Origin of the sequence: Antribacter soli (assembly GCF_021568775.1) — a bacterium.
Lineage (GTDB): Bacteria > Actinomycetota > Actinomycetes > Actinomycetales > Cellulomonadaceae > Antribacter > Antribacter soli.
This window is the reverse complement of the sequence record NZ_JAKGSG010000044.1, coordinates 36,456-49,879: the sequence shown is the minus strand read 5'-3', so window position 1 is coordinate 49,879 and position 13,424 is coordinate 36,456. Positions and strand designations below refer to the sequence as shown.

The 13,424-nt window shown below is 74.3% G+C and carries 13 protein-coding genes; 5 read left to right on the top strand and 8 right to left on the bottom strand.

Going from position 1 to position 13,424, the window contains the following annotated elements; genetic code table 11:
- Positions 1-4: 4 nt before the first annotated feature.
- From L1785_RS16300 to L1785_RS16285, 4 genes are read right to left on the bottom strand one after another with little or no spacing between them, the layout of a single operon-like run.
- Positions 5-187 (bottom strand): hypothetical protein, encoded by a 183-nt coding sequence (locus L1785_RS16300; RefSeq protein ID WP_236090339.1) that lies wholly within the window; start codon positions 185-187, stop codon positions 5-7.
- 23 nt (positions 188-210) lie between these two features.
- On the bottom strand, positions 211-1,296 hold the full coding sequence (locus tag L1785_RS16295; protein WP_236090338.1) for a quinone-dependent dihydroorotate dehydrogenase: 1,086 nt from the start codon (positions 1,294-1,296) through the stop codon (positions 211-213).
- A complete protein-coding gene (locus L1785_RS16290) occupies positions 1,293-1,739 on the bottom strand; it encodes a hypothetical protein (protein WP_236090337.1) in 447 nt (148 codons plus the stop codon). Before L1785_RS16290 ends, L1785_RS16295 begins: the two co-directional genes overlap by 4 nt.
- Positions 1,740-1,750: 11 nt before the next feature.
- Positions 1,751-2,110, bottom strand: a complete 360-nt coding sequence (locus L1785_RS16285; RefSeq protein WP_236090336.1) for a hypothetical protein — start codon at positions 2,108-2,110, stop codon at positions 1,751-1,753.
- Positions 2,111-2,187: 77 nt separating this feature from the next.
- Here L1785_RS16285 and L1785_RS16280 point away from each other — a divergent pair, with 77 nt between their 5' ends.
- Positions 2,188-3,708 (top strand): leucyl aminopeptidase, encoded by a 1,521-nt coding sequence (locus L1785_RS16280; protein WP_236090335.1) that lies wholly within the window; start codon positions 2,188-2,190, stop codon positions 3,706-3,708.
- A gap of 131 nt (positions 3,709-3,839) precedes the next feature.
- On the opposite strand, the gene L1785_RS16275 is transcribed toward L1785_RS16280, so the two are convergent.
- The gene (locus tag L1785_RS16275; protein WP_236090334.1) at positions 3,840-4,196 is read right to left on the bottom strand and encodes an oxidoreductase; all 357 of its coding nucleotides are present in this window, start codon (positions 4,194-4,196) and stop codon (positions 3,840-3,842) included.
- Positions 4,197-4,407: 211 nt separating this feature from the next.
- Here L1785_RS16275 and lpdA point away from each other — a divergent pair, with 211 nt between their 5' ends.
- The 3 genes from lpdA (at position 4,408) to L1785_RS16260 (ending at position 8,644) form a co-directional block, all read left to right on the top strand.
- Positions 4,408-5,817, top strand: coding sequence for a dihydrolipoyl dehydrogenase (gene lpdA, locus L1785_RS16270; protein ID WP_236090333.1), 1,410 nt, complete (start codon positions 4,408-4,410; stop codon positions 5,815-5,817).
- Between the two features lie 30 nt (positions 5,818-5,847).
- The gene (gene sucB / locus L1785_RS16265; RefSeq protein WP_236090332.1) at positions 5,848-7,620 is read left to right on the top strand and encodes a 2-oxoglutarate dehydrogenase, E2 component, dihydrolipoamide succinyltransferase; all 1,773 of its coding nucleotides are present in this window, start codon (positions 5,848-5,850) and stop codon (positions 7,618-7,620) included.
- Between the two features lie 70 nt (positions 7,621-7,690).
- Positions 7,691-8,644, top strand: a complete 954-nt coding sequence (locus L1785_RS16260; protein WP_236090331.1) for a TIGR01777 family oxidoreductase — start codon at positions 7,691-7,693, stop codon at positions 8,642-8,644.
- 102 nt (positions 8,645-8,746) lie between these two features.
- Here L1785_RS16260 and L1785_RS16255 read toward each other — a convergent pair whose 3' ends face one another.
- Together L1785_RS16255 and L1785_RS16250 are read right to left on the bottom strand one after the other, a co-directional pair.
- A complete protein-coding gene (locus L1785_RS16255) occupies positions 8,747-10,234 on the bottom strand; it encodes a hypothetical protein (RefSeq protein WP_236090330.1) in 1,488 nt (495 codons plus the stop codon).
- A 221-nt stretch (positions 10,235-10,455) separates the two neighbouring features.
- Positions 10,456-11,493: a Gfo/Idh/MocA family oxidoreductase gene (locus L1785_RS16250; protein WP_236090329.1), complete on the bottom strand. Its 1,038-nt coding sequence runs from the start codon at positions 11,491-11,493 to the stop codon at positions 10,456-10,458.
- Positions 11,494-11,694: 201 nt separating this feature from the next.
- Between L1785_RS16250 and L1785_RS16245 the strand changes: the two genes are divergently transcribed.
- The gene (locus tag L1785_RS16245) at positions 11,695-12,462 is read left to right on the top strand and encodes an HNH endonuclease family protein (protein ID WP_236090328.1); all 768 of its coding nucleotides are present in this window, start codon (positions 11,695-11,697) and stop codon (positions 12,460-12,462) included.
- 27 nt (positions 12,463-12,489) lie between these two features.
- On the opposite strand, the gene L1785_RS16240 is transcribed toward L1785_RS16245, so the two are convergent.
- Positions 12,490-13,422 carry an NAD-dependent epimerase/dehydratase family protein gene (locus L1785_RS16240; protein ID WP_236090327.1) on the bottom strand — a complete coding sequence of 311 codons (933 nt, stop codon included), beginning with the start codon at positions 13,420-13,422 and terminating at the stop codon, positions 12,490-12,492.
- Between the last annotated feature and the right edge of the window lie 2 nt (positions 13,423-13,424).

The following is a 13,424-nucleotide window of genomic DNA, read 5'->3' as shown; positions in this document are numbered from 1 at the left end:
CGGCCTACGGCGTCCGGAGCTCCACCGAGGGGGTCGCCTGGTTGCCGTCGTGCAGGAGGCTGGCCACCACCGCTCCGGCGCCTGCGAGCGAGCGCCAGTGCTCGCCGAGCCACAGCTCGGCGTCGTACTGGGTGGTGAACACCGGGGTGACGGGCTCGGTCAGGCGGCGCCCCTCGGCGTCGTCCAAGGCCCACTCCCACTGCGGCCGGATCACTCGTGCCTCCCGCTGGCTGCGGAGCCCGCCGAGCGGGTGAGCGCACGGTTGATGCGCGACGCCCAGAGCGGCCCCTCGTAGACGAACGACGTGTACCCCTGGGTGAGGTCGGCTCCGGCGCGCAGGTAGGCGCGGACGTCGTCGGCGGTCGTGATGCCGCCGACACCGATGATGACCGGACCCTCGCCGAGGCGCTTGCGCAGGCGGGAGACGACCTGCAGGCCGCGCGTGCGCAGCGCCGGGCCGGACAGGCCGCCGGGCCCGCGGTCGTGCCCGATGGTGGTGTTGACGGCGACGACGCCGTCGAGGCGCAGCTCACGGGCGAGGTCGGCGACGGCGTCGACGTCGTCGTCCGCGAGGTCGGGCGCGATCTTGACCAGGAGCGGGACGCGGCGCCCGCCGGAGCCGACGCGCGTGGCCTCGTCCGCCGCGGCGCGCACGGCCTCGAGGATGGGCCGCAGCGACTCGGTGGCCTGCAGGTCGCGCAGGCCGGGCGTGTTCGGGGACGAGACGTTGACGACGAGGTAGTCGGCCCAGGGGGCGAGGAGCCGGGCGGACGTGGCGTAGTCAACGGCCGCCTCGGCGGCGGGCGTGACCTTCGTCTTGCCGATGTTCGCGCCGACAACGATTGCGCGCCCGGCCTTCGTGGACCGCAGCGCTCGCAGGCGCTCCGCAGCCGCGGCAGCACCCTCGTTGTTGAAGCCCATGCGGTTACGGATGCCGCGCAGGTCGAGCTCGCGCCACATGCGCGGCATGTCGTTGCCCGGCTGCGAGTGCGCCGTGACGGTGCCGATCTCGACGAAGCCGAAGCCGAGCATCGTCAGCCCCCGCACGGCGCGGGCGTTCTTGTCGAAGCCACCCGCCAGGCCGAACGGCGCCGGCACGACCCGCCCGAACACCCGCACGCTCCCCGGTCCGCCGATGCCGCGGCCCAGGTACGGCGCGAGCCCGCCCTGGACCACGTCCCGGAGCACGGGCACCGAACCCGCGCGCTCGATCAGGCCGAAGGCCAGCTCGTGCGCGCGCTCGGGATCCATGCGCCGGAAGACGCCGTTGAACAGCAGCGAGTAGAGCAGGCTCATGCAGGGACCTCCGTCGCATCGGGGAGCCGGGGCGTGCTCGGGGGGCGCGTGTGCCACAGCCACCACAGGCCAACGAAGGGTAGGACGAGGGGGACGTAGCCGTACCCCTGACCGTACCCGGACCACACGGTGGACTCGCCGAACACACCTGTGTCCAGCAGGGAGAGGGTGCCGACGGTCAGCACGCCGGCCGCCTCGACCCCGACGGCCGCCCAGGCGATGCCGCGCCAGCCGGGGCGGCGCCCGCCGAGGGCGAGCGCCACGGTGGCGAGGATGTAGACGAGCGCGGCGAGCGTCGACAGCGAGTAGGCGACGGGCGCCTCGGTGAACTTGGTCGCGAGCTCGTACGTGGACCGGCCCGTCGCGGCGAACGCGAGTATCCCGTACACCGAGACGAGCACGCGCCCGAAGCCGCGCCCCGTCCGTCCAGCCGTTCCTGCCATCGCCAACACCGTCACGCTCCCGCCCAGATCTGCCAGAGCCGCCACTCCAGGAAGGCGACGGTCAGTGCCGCGACGAGGAGCACGACCGAGCTCCATCGCGTCCGCTCGGCGAACGCCCACGCAGCCGCGAACGGCAGGATCACCAGCGCCGTCGCGAAGTAGCCCCAGAACAGCAGGGGGTCGGCCGGGCCGTCACCGCTGGCGCCGATCACGCCCTGCACCACGCCCTGCACGATCAGCAGGCCCTCGATCACGGCCCCGCCCCAGAGCTGGCGGAGGATCACGGCGCGGTCCCGCGCCACGAACCAGCCGGCCCACCCGGCGAGGACCACGCAGAGCGCGACCACGAGCAGGAGGAGGGGAAGGACCACGCAGGCAGACTACCGGCACGGCCGGTCGGGCCCTGAATCGGGGGGCGCGACGGGTGCTGCGGGATAGCATCGGCCTCGTGACGGAAGTGACCCTCTCCAGCAAGAATCCCACCAGCGTCCGGGCCGACGTGCTCGTGGTCGCGACGGCCCAGACGTCCGACGGCGTGGCCGTCGTCGCCGATCAGCTGCCCGCCGACCTGGCGACGGAGCTCGAGACCCTGGCGCCCCAGCTCGGTATCTCCGGCGCGCGCGACGAGGTGCGCAAGCTGCCCGCCGGCCCGCGCCTCAAGGCCGACGTGCTGGTCCTGACCGGTCTGGGCGAGCGCGGCCAGGACGGGACGTTCGCGCCCGAGACGCTGCGCCGCGCGGCCGGCGCCGCCGCCCGCGAGCTCGCCGGCCTGGACTCGGCAGTCGTCGCGCTGCCGGCGTCGGACGAGGACGAGCTGGCCGCCGTCGTGGAGGGCGCGCTGCTCGGCGCCTACGCGTACAACCGGTACCGCAGCGCCAAGAACGGCGACGCGACGAAGGGCCCGAAGGCGCCGGTCGCGGCGCTCGAGGTGGTGACCCCCCTGACGAAGTCCGCGCGCGCGAAGGCCGCCGTGGACCGTGCCGCCGTGATCGCCGGCGCCGTGCACGGCGTGCGCGACCTGGTGAACACCGCCCCGAACGACCTCTTCCCGGCGGCGTTCGCCGACCTGGCGAAGGCCGCGGCCAAGGACGTCAAAGGCGTGAAGGTGACCGTCCTGGACGAGAAGCAGCTTGCCTCGGGCGGCTACGGCGGCCTGACCGCCGTCGGCCAGGGCTCGGTCCGCGGCCCGCGCCTCGTGAAGGTGGCCTACACCCCGTCGAAGCCGGTCTCGAAGATCGCGCTGGTCGGCAAGGGCATCACGTTCGACACCGGCGGCATCTCGATCAAGCCGGCCGCCGGCATGGACGCGATGAAGTCCGACATGGCGGGCGCCGCGGCCGTGCTGCACACGGTCCTTGCCGCCGCGCGCCTCGGCCTGCCCGTCGCCGTGACCGGCTACCTGTGCATCGCTGAGAACATGCCGGGCGGCAACGCGCAGCGCCCGGGCGACGTCATCACGATCTACGGCGGCAAGACGGTCGAGGTGCTCAACACCGACGCCGAGGGCCGCCTCGTCATGGCCGACGGCCTCGTCGCAGCGGTCGAGGACGGGCACGACGTCGTGCTCGACATCGCCACCCTGACCGGCGCGCAGATGGTCGCGCTCGGCAACCGCGTCTCGGCCGTCATGGGCACCGAGGACGTGCGCGACGCCGTCAAGGCCGCCGCCGACGCGACGGGCGAGCTGTTCTGGCCGATGCCGCTCCCCGAGGAGCTGGCCGCGGGCCTGAAGTCCAAGGTGGCCGACATCGCGAACGTGGGCGAGCGCTGGGGCGGCATGCTGGCCGCGGGCGTGTTCCTGCGGTCGTTCGTCGGCTCGACGCCCTGGGCGCACCTGGACGTCGCCGGCCCGGCGTACAACGAGAAGGGTGCGCACGGCTACACGCCGCAGGGCGGCACCGGCGTGGGCGTGCGCACGATGCTGGGCTTCCTCGAGGCGAAGGCCACCGCGGCCACGGCCGCGAAGTAGTCGCGCCGTCCGGACGGACCGACTACCTCGGCGGATCGTCGCTGCCGAGATAGTCGGTCCGTCCGACGGTCCGACCATCTCGGCGGGAAGACGCTGCTGCGACTGTCTCGGCAGGATGACGCGGCCGAGACTCAGCCCTTCTTGCGCTGGGCGCTGGTCCAGTCCCGCATCCGCTGCGGGTAGCCGGTGAACCGCACGTTGTAGACCGGCACGCCGAGCGCAGCGCCGAGGTCGTACGCGCTGCGCTCGTCCGGCACGCGGCGCCGCGTCCACTCCCCCGTGGACGCGATGAGCAGCAGCGTCGTCGAGATCTGCGCGTTGGGCGGCTCGACGTACGCCTCGACACCCACCCGCGTCATGACGAAGTCGCGCAGGTGAGCCTCGGTCTCGCGGCGCGCGTCGGCCGGCTGGGGTTCCCGGCGCGACGCCGCGTCGACGGGGCGGCGCTGGAAGAAGCGCGCGAGCGAGTACCTGGACGGGCGAGACATGACCCAGAGGGTACCCAAGGCTCCTGGACGAATCCGGCAGGCCGTGACGTTCGTCACTCCGCGTCGCCGCTGTCCTGTTCCTCACACCGCAACGAGCCCCCGTGCGATTGGGGCGAGGGCGTACGAAGTGTCAAGATGTCGTGTGGTCTGCGCGGCGACGGCTGCCGTGCGGCACCGACAGATGCGCTGACGAGGACGAGGAGCTGCGCAAGTGCCTACGACGGCAACGGCCGGTACAACGACGTTCGACGTCGTGGTGCTCGGCGGCGGGAGCGGCGGCTATGCCACGGCGCTGCGTGCGGGCCAGCTCGGCCTGAGCGTGGCCCTCGTCGAGGAGGGCAAGCTCGGTGGCACCTGCCTGCACCGCGGCTGCATCCCGACGAAGGCCCTGCTGCACGCGGCGGAGATCGCGGACGCGGCTCGCGAGGGTTCGCGCTTCGGCGTGCGCGCCCAGCTCACCGGCATCGACATGGTCGGGGTGAACGCCTACAAGGACTCGGTGGTCGACGGCCTGTACAAGGGGCTGCAGAGTCTTGTCGCCTCGCGCAACGTCACGATGATCGAGGGTCACGGCAGGCTCGTCGCGCCCGACGCCGTCGAGGTCGCGGGCACCCGGTACACCGGTAAGCACGTCGTGCTGGCGACCGGCTCGTACGCCCGGTCGCTGCCCGGCCTCGAGATCGGCGGCCGCGTCATCACGTCCGACCAGGCCCTGCACCTGGACCGCGTGCCGCGCTCCGTCGTCGTGCTCGGCGGCGGCGTGATCGGCGTCGAGTTCGCGAGCGTGTGGAAGTCGTTCGGCGCGGACGTGCAGATCGTCGAGGCGTTGCCCCACCTCGTCCCGAACGAGGACGTCGCCCTGTCGAAGGCCCTGGAGCGCGCGTTCCGCAAGCGCGGCATCGGGTTCTCGCTGGGCGACCGCTTCGCACAGGTGAAGCAGGACGACTCGGGCGTCCACGTGACCCTCGAGTCCGGCAAGACGTTCGACGCCGACCTCATGCTCGTCGCCGTCGGGCGCGGCCCCCGCACCGCCGGCCTCGGCTTCGAGGCACAGGGCGTCACCGTGGACCGCGGCTTCGTCATCGCCGACGAGCACCTGCGGACCGGCGTCGCCACCCCCGGCGGCGGCAACCTGTGGGCCGTCGGCGACATCGTCCCCGGCCTGCAGCTCGCCCACCGCGGCTTCGCCCAGGGCATCTTCGTCGCGGAGTCGATCGCCGGGCTCGCGCCCACCCCGCTCGACGAGAACACGATCCCGCGCGTCACGTACTGCGAGCCCGAGGTCGCCTCCGTCGGCGTCACCGAGGCGCGCGCTGCCGAGCTGTACGGCGCGGACGCCGTGGAGACCCTCGAGTACAACCTCGCCGGCAACGGCAAGAGCAAGATCCTGGGCACCCAGGGCTTCGCCAAGCTCGTCCGTCGCAAGGACGGCCCCGTCGTCGGCATGCACCTGATCGGCTCGCGCGTGGGCGAGCTCATCGGCGAAGCCCAGCTGATCGTGGGCTGGGAGGCGTTCCCTGAGGACGTCGCCTCGCTCGTCCACGCACACCCCACCCAGAACGAGGCACTCGGAGAGGCGCACATGGCTCTGGCCGGCAAGCCTCTGCACGCCCACAACTGACCACGAACCACAAAGGAGACCCCACAGGTCATGTCTGAGAACGTGCAGCTGCCGGCCCTCGGCGAGTCCGTCACCGAGGGCACTGTCACCCGTTGGCTCAAGCAGGTCGGAGACACCGTCGCCGTCGACGAGCCGCTGCTCGAGGTGTCGACCGACAAGGTCGACACCGAGATTCCTTCGCCCTTCGCGGGCGTGCTCGAGCAGATTCTCGTCGGTGAGGACGAGACCGTCGAGGTCGGCGCGACCCTGGCCGTGATCGGCAGCGGCGCTGCCGCCCCGGCCGAGCCCGCCGCCCCCGCCCAGCCGGAGCCCGCGGCCGCCGTCGCGGAGGCCGACCCCACCCCGGCCCCGGCCGAGGAGCCCGCCGCCGAGACGGCGCCCACCCCCGAGGCCCCCGCTGCCGAGGCCCCTGCTGCCGCGCCGTCCGGCGGCTCCGGTACCGAGGTCAAGCTCCCCGCGCTCGGCGAGTCCGTCACCGAGGGCACCGTCACACGCTGGCTCAAGTCCGTCGGCGACGACGTCGCCGTGGACGAGCCGCTGCTCGAGGTCTCCACCGACAAGGTCGACACCGAGATCCCGTCGCCGGTCGCCGGCACCCTGCAGGAGATCCGTGTCGGCGAGGACGAGACCGTCGCCGTCGGCGCGGTCCTCGCCGTCATCGGCTCCGGTGCCGCCGCTCCGGCCCCGGCCGCTCCGGCTCCGGCGGTCCAGGAGGCCCCGGCGCCCGCCCCGGCCCCCGAGCCCGTCGCCACTGCGCCTGCGCCCGTAGCGGCTCCGGCTCCCGCACCTGCCCGGGCCCCCGCACCGGCCCCGGCCGCCGCCCCGGCACCCGCTCCCGCCGCCCCCGCCCCCGCCCACGTGGCGGAGCGCGTCTCCGGCTCGTACCTGACCCCGCTGGTCCGCAAGCTGGCGGCGGAGAAGGGCATCGACGTCGCGACCCTCACGGGCACGGGCGTCGGCGGCCGCATCCGCAAGGAGGACGTCCTCGCGGCGGCCGAGGCGAAGGCGGCCCCCGCCCCCGCCGCGAGCGGTGCACCCGCCCCGGCGTCGGCCCCCGCGACGAAGCTCGAGGTCTCGCCGCTGCGCGGCACGACCGAGAAGATGTCGCGCCTGCGCAAGATCGTCGCGGAGCGCATGGTCGAGGCGCTGCACACGCAGGCACAGCTCACCACGGTGGTCGAGGTCGACGTCACGAAGGTGGCGAAGCTGCGCGCCAGGGCGAAGGACGCATTCAAGGCGCGCGAGGGCGCAAACCTCACGTTCCTGCCGTTCTACACGCTGGCCGCCGTCGAGGCGCTCAAGGCGTACCCGAAGGTCAACGCGAGCATCGACCCCGAGAAGGGCGAGATCACCTACCACGGCTTTGAGAACGTCGGCATCGCGGTCGACACCGAGCGCGGCCTCGTGGTCCCGGTCATCAAGAACGCGGGCGACCTGAACCTGGCGGGCATCGCGCGCCAGATCCAGGACCTCGCCGGCCGCACGCGGGCCAACAAGGTAGGCCCGGACGAGCTGTCGGGCGGCACGTTCACCATCACGAACACCGGCTCCGGCGGCGCGCTCATCGACACGCCGATCGTCCCGGGCGGCCAGGTCGCGATCCTCGGCACCGGCACTATCACGAAGAAGCCGGTCGTGGTGACGAGCGCGGACGGTGAGGAGACCATCGCGATCCACTCGATGGCGTACCTGTTCCTCTCGTACGACCACCGCCTCGTCGACGGCGCCGACGCCGCCCGCTTCCTCACGGCCATCAAGGCCCGCATCGAGGAGGGCGCTTTCGAGTCCGAGGTCGGCGTCTGACAGCCGCCTCACGACGCACGGAGGCTCCCCGGTCACGGACCGGGGAGCCTCCGGCATTAGGGTCGACCGCATGGACGTGGTCGTGGCGGGTTCGCATGGTTTCATCGGGTCCGCGCTGGTCGCGGACCTGGTCGCGCGGGGGTACCGGGTGCGCCGCCTGGTCCGCCCGGGTGGCCGACGCCGGGGCGCCCCTCCCGCGTCCACCGCGCCCCTCCAGGGATCGCGCGGGGCGGAGCCTGCCGGCTCGACGGTCGACGTGCCCTGGGACCCGTCCGTCGGCGAGCTCTCCCCCGCTGCCCTCGAGGGGGCTGCCGCCGTGGTGAACCTCGCGGGCGCCGGGATCGGTGACCGCAGGTGGACGTCCGCGTACCGGCGGGAGATCCTGCGCTCGCGCGTCACGACGGCGGGCCTGCTCGCGACCACTCTCGCGACCCTCGACGCGCCGGGCGTGCTGGTGCAGCCCACGGGCATCGGCGCCTACGGCGACCGCGGCGACGAGCTCCTCACGGAGGCGTCCTCACGCGGCGACGACTTCCTCGCGGGCGTGGTGCGCGCCTGGGAGGAGGCGACCGCGCCGGCAGCCGAGGCGGGGATCCGGGTCGTGCACCTGCGCAGCGGGACCGTGCTCGCCCCGCGCGGCGGCGCGTTCGGGCGGCTCCTCCCCCTGATCCGGCTGGGACTCGGCGGCCCGCTCGGCTCCGGGCGCCAGTGGTGGCCGTGGATCACGCTGCACGACGAGCTCGCCGCGATCCGGTTCGCGATCGAGCGGCCGATCGCGGGGCCGGTGAACGCGGTCGCCCCGGACCTCGCGACGAACGCCCAGGTGATCCGGGCGCTGGCCCGCGCCATGCACCGGCCCGCAGTGCTCCAGGTGCCGCGGATCGCTCTGCGGGTGGCGATCGGCCAGTTCACCGAAGGTCTGCTCTCGTCCCAGCGCGCCGAGCCCACCGCACTGCGCGACGCCGGGTTCCGCTGGCAGCACCCGACGCTGGACGAGGCGGCCCGCAGGATCGCGGCGGGCTGAGGCACCATCGGCTCAGCCGGTGTTGCTGGTCGGCTGGGCCTGCGGTTCCGCTGCGGGCGGGTGCCTCGTTCCTCGGCCCCCACCCTGCGCTGCACCTCCGGCTCAGCCGACGGCGATCACCCGCCAGCCCGCGTCGGTCCAGGCGAGCGTCAGCGTCGCCGTCAGCGGGCCCGACGCCGGCACCCGGGTCTCCCGGCCGTCCGCGCCGACCTGCGTGTGCGCGGCGACCTCGTACCCCACGACGACGTCGACCTCGCCGGGCGTCTCAGCGCCGTCCCGGCTGCGCGACGCGGTACCGTCCCGCTCGGAGTGACCGACGCCCTGGGCGGACATGACCTCGGCCGTCGCTCCGACGATCGTTGTGCCGGAAGCGGTCATGTCCGCCAGGAGCGCCGCGTCGGCCGCCAGTGCGGCCGAGCCCGGTGCGTCGACGGCGGTCAGGTCGCTCGTCGCACCGGCCAGGAGCGCCATCCGCCGTGCGGTCAGGACTGCCGCTGCGGTCTCGGGGTCGGCCGGGTCGAGCACCGGGTCGGTCGACGCCCCGCCCTGCCGTGCTGCGTCGGGCGCGGGCCCCGCCTGGGCCGGCCCGGCCGCGCCGGCCAGGGTCATCGAGCCGATCGCCCCCGCACCCAGCCCTGACACGACGCCCACCACCACTGCGACGAGCATGTGGCCGACCTGCGGCGGCCGCCCGCCCCCGGCCCGCCGGGGCCCCGCCGGCCGGGCCGGGCCTGCCAATCCGGCCGGGCCTGCCAAACCGGCTGGCCCTTCCGCGCCGACCGACCCCGCCGTGCGGGCGAGGGCTGTCCGAACCCGTCCCCCGCGGCCCTCCCGCGCACCAGCCACGCCACGCGGGTGCGCGAACGGCAGGGTGGCCCGCCGCCGCCCGGGCGGACCGGGCGCGACGACGGGCTGCTGTCCGGTGAGCGCCGCCGACACCAGCGCGGCGGGCTCCGGCACCCGGACGGGCTCGGGTGGCACCGCCGCGTGCACGCGGGCCGCGAGAGTGCCGGCCTCGGGCCGGTCACGCAGGTCGGCGGCGAGAGCCCGCGCGAGCTCCGCCTCGAGGGCGGGCGCCGTGCCGCGCGGCAGGAGCGCCGCGACCATGGCCGCCAGCGAGCGCACGTCATCGGCGGCCTGGGCCGCGAACGTCCCCGGGTCGGTGGGCACGGGGCCGGACAGATCGAGGCGGGGACGCAGGAACGGCGTGCCGTCGGGCCGCAGCAGCACGTCGCCTGCGTCGACGGAGCCTTGCGTCAGGCCGGCGCTGTGCAGGACCGCGAGCGCCTGCGCGACCGTGACCACCACGCACGACGCCTCTGCCGGCGTGAGCGACGCGCGGGCGACGAGCGCCGTCGGCAGGTCGGCGGCGTCGGGCCGGGCGATGCGGACCTCGAGCGCGCCCGCACCGTGCGAGGTGAGCCCCAGGACCCTCGCGACGTGCGGGTGGTCGAGGGCCGCGAGCGCGTCCAGCCGCTGCACGAGGGCGTCGCGCGCGAGGGCCTCGGCGGGGATCAGGACGCGCACGACCTCCGCGGTGACGGCCGGGGCGCGGGGCACGGCCGGGGCCGCGGGGTCGGTCTGCTGCACGGATCAATACCACCCCGCCGCAGCGGTTCTCGCTCGGGATGATCCACAGGCCCGGTCCGCCGTCGCGCTGCGTCCGGATCGCCGCGCCGGTCCGCCGGGCACCTCCCCGGTGCTGCCTCCGGGTCCGCTTCGAGAAGGCGATCACGTTCCGTCTCGGCGGCGATGCCGATACCTGATCGCCTTCTCGAAGCGGACTTCCGGCCTCACACCCGGGCCCAGCCTCACACCAGCATGGTGCGTCCCTCGCGGGCCGAGACGCGGGCCGCGTCGAGCACCTCGGCGGTGCGGACGGCGTCGGCGGGGTCGACGGGGACGGGACCCTCCCCGGTGAGCCACTCCTCGACCGCGCGGTAGAAGTCGGCGTGCTCGCCGGGTGCGGCGGGCACGGGCGTGCGCTCGCGCCCCCGGGTGAGCCAGCCGAGGGTGCCGTCGGGGGCGTCCTCGTCGAACACCTCGAACGACGAGGCGTCGCCCTCGAACGTGGTGACCACGTATGCACCGCCGGAGCCGAGGACCCGCGTGCGCGGTCCGGGCGCCCCGACCAGGGAACCCGCCCAGAGCCGCGACACCACGCCGTGCCGGGACGACGCCCCACCCCAGCCGGGGACGTGGTGCAGCACGATGAAGACGTCGTCCTCGGTGGGCGTCGACAGGGACCGCAGCTCCGCGGACACGGACTCCACCGGGCCGAACAGCTGCGTCGCGGAGTCGACGAGGTGCGGGCCGAGGTCGAGCAGGAGGCCGCCGGCTGCCAGGTCGTTCTCCTTCCAGCGCTGCTGCGGGCGCGGCCGCCAGCGTTCCCAGTGCCGCTCGAAGGTGTGCACGTCGCCCAGCTCGCCGCTCTTCAGCAGCGCGGCCAGCGTGAGCTGCTCGGGGTCCCAGCGCCGGTTGTGGAACACCGTGAACGGCGTGCCGGCCGACGACGCCACGGCGACGACGCGGCGCGCGTCCGCGGCCGTGGTGGCGATCGGCTTGTCGAGCACGAACGGCACCCCGGCGGCCGCCACCTGGGCGGCATGCTCGGCGTGGCTGCCGGTCGGGCTGGCGACGACGACGACGTCGTACGCGCCGGGGTCGGCGAGCAGGCTCGTGAGGTCGTTGTGCAACCGCGCGCCGGGCCAGTCGCCGGCGGCCTGCACGCGCCGCCCCGGGTCGCGCGTCACGACCGCGGTCACGGTCATGCCCGCCTCCCGCGCGAGGCGCGCGTGGATCTGCCGTCCTGCTCCGCCGTACCCGACGATGCCTATCCGCAATGTCATCTGCCCATCGTGCCCGACGCCGGAGCGCACCACCCTGCGGGGGCCCTCGACCGCCGTCGGACGTGCTGTCCGACCGGTCCGGATCCCTGTCCGGCTGTGCCAGGATGTGCCCGGTATGTGGAGGCTTTGACGCTTCCCGCCACGCTGGCACAATTGCGCCGCAACACCGCGTTTGTCACCTTGAGACGGGACGAGAAGGTCTTGACGATCACATCGGACAGCAGGGACCGCACGGCCGGCAAGCGCCGGAAGCCGGCGGGGAGCCGGGCCCGTACCCGCGTCGGCAAGCGCAAGCTCTTGCAGTTCGTCCTCGTCCTCGTCGCGGTCCTGATCGTTGGCGGCAACATCTTTGCGCGCTCGCTCGGCAGCGAGGCGCCGCCCGCCACCGGCGCGGAGGGCACCGCCCTCGCCGCGCTCGACACCCTGCCCGTGCAGGAGCCGGTGACAGAGGACGGCTACGACCGGGAGCGCGACTTCGGCAGCGCCTGGCAGGACGCGGACGACAACGGCTGCGACACCCGCAACGACATCCTCGCCCGCGACCTGCAGGACATCACGTACTCGTCCGGTTCGTCGTGCGAGGTCGCGTCCGGCACGCTTCAGGACCCGTACACAGGCGAGACGATCGACTTCCGCCGCGGCAAGGAGTCCGGTGACGTGCAGATCGACCACATCGTCGCTCTCATGAACTCCTGGACGACCGGCGCCCAGGACTGGGAGCGCGACAAGCGCGTGCAGTTCGCGAACGACCCGCTCAATCTCCTCGCGTCCGACGGCCCGGCCAACATGGGCAAGGGCGCCAAGGACGCGTCCGAGTGGCTCCCCGACAACCAGGCCTACCGGTGCCAGTACGTCGCCCGGCAGGTCGCGGTGAAGGCCGAGTACGGCCTGTGGGTCACGCAGCCGGAGCACGACGCCATGGAGGACGTCCTCCTGAGCTGCCCGGCGGAGCCTCTCCCGACGCGCTGACCCTGCGGGGCAGGCCGCCGCGCCACGTCACAGGCGGTCGCGCCACCAGGCGATCGTTGCCGCGAGGGCGTCGTCGAGCGGCGTGGGCGTGAGGCCGAGGGCCGCCTCCGAGCGGGCCGAGTCCAGGACGAAGGGCCGGTCGAACTGGTACCGGACGTGCCGCAGCTCGCGCATCATCGGCGAGGCGAGGCCCCCGAGCTCGACGAGCCAGCCCGGGATCGACCCCACACGCGGGGTGGGCGCCCCTGCGATCTCGCACAGCCGCTCCGCCATGGCCCGGTAGGTGACGGCGGGACCGGTCGGGATGTGCCAGGCCCGGCCCCAGGCGTCGTCGCCGGTGCCCGCCGCGACGAGGGCGGCGGCGACGTCGGGCACGTAGGACCACGAGTGCGGCTGGTCGGGATCGCCTGCGAGGCGGGTCGGACGCCCCGCGAGCAGCGGCGGCACGAAACGGTCGCCCAGGTGGGACTGGTCCCGGCAGCCGGGCCCGAAGTAGTCGGACGGGCGCAGCTCGGTGACGCGGACGCGTCCGGCCTCGTGGGCCGCGAGCGCCTCCTCCCACAGCCGGGCCCGCACGGCGGCCTTGGCGCTCGACGGCGCGATCGCGTGGTCCTCGCCCATGGGGCCCGACGGCGGCCCGTACACGTACAGGTTCCCGAGGATCACGTAGCCGGCGCCCGTGGTCTGCGCCGCGCCGAGCAGCCCGGCCGCGACGGGGGGCCAGTCGGTGAGCCAGCGGTGGTAGGCCGGGTTGACGCAGTTGTAGAGGGTGTCCGCGTCCCGCGCGAGGGCCGCGACTGCCGCGCCGTCGGACGCGTCGGCGCGCTCGCGCCGCACCCCCGGGTGGTCCGGCCCGGAGCCCGAGCGGCTGACGAGGACCACCTCGTGCCCCTGCTCCGCGAGCCGCAGCGCGACGTGCGCCCCGACCTGCCCTGCTCCGACGACGACGTGCTTGCTCATGG

Excerpts from the sequence above, each read along its gene's own strand:
- L1785_RS16250 (WP_236090329.1), bottom strand. The coding sequence starts at position 11,493 with ATGACATTGCGGATAGGCATCGTCGGGTACGGCGGAGCAGGACGGCAG.
- L1785_RS16290 (WP_236090337.1), bottom strand. The coding sequence starts at position 1,739 with ATGGCAGGAACGGCTGGACGGACGGGGCGCGGCTTCGGGCGCGTGCTC.
- L1785_RS16275 (WP_236090334.1), bottom strand. The coding sequence starts at position 4,196 with ATGTCTCGCCCGTCCAGGTACTCGCTCGCGCGCTTCTTCCAGCGCCGC.
- L1785_RS16240 (WP_236090327.1), bottom strand. The coding sequence starts at position 13,422 with ATGAGCAAGCACGTCGTCGTCGGAGCAGGGCAGGTCGGGGCGCACGTC.
- L1785_RS16295 (WP_236090338.1), bottom strand. The coding sequence starts at position 1,296 with ATGAGCCTGCTCTACTCGCTGCTGTTCAACGGCGTCTTCCGGCGCATG.
- L1785_RS16260 (WP_236090331.1), top strand. The coding sequence starts at position 7,691 with ATGGACGTGGTCGTGGCGGGTTCGCATGGTTTCATCGGGTCCGCGCTG.
- sucB (WP_236090332.1), top strand. The coding sequence starts at position 5,848 with ATGTCTGAGAACGTGCAGCTGCCGGCCCTCGGCGAGTCCGTCACCGAG.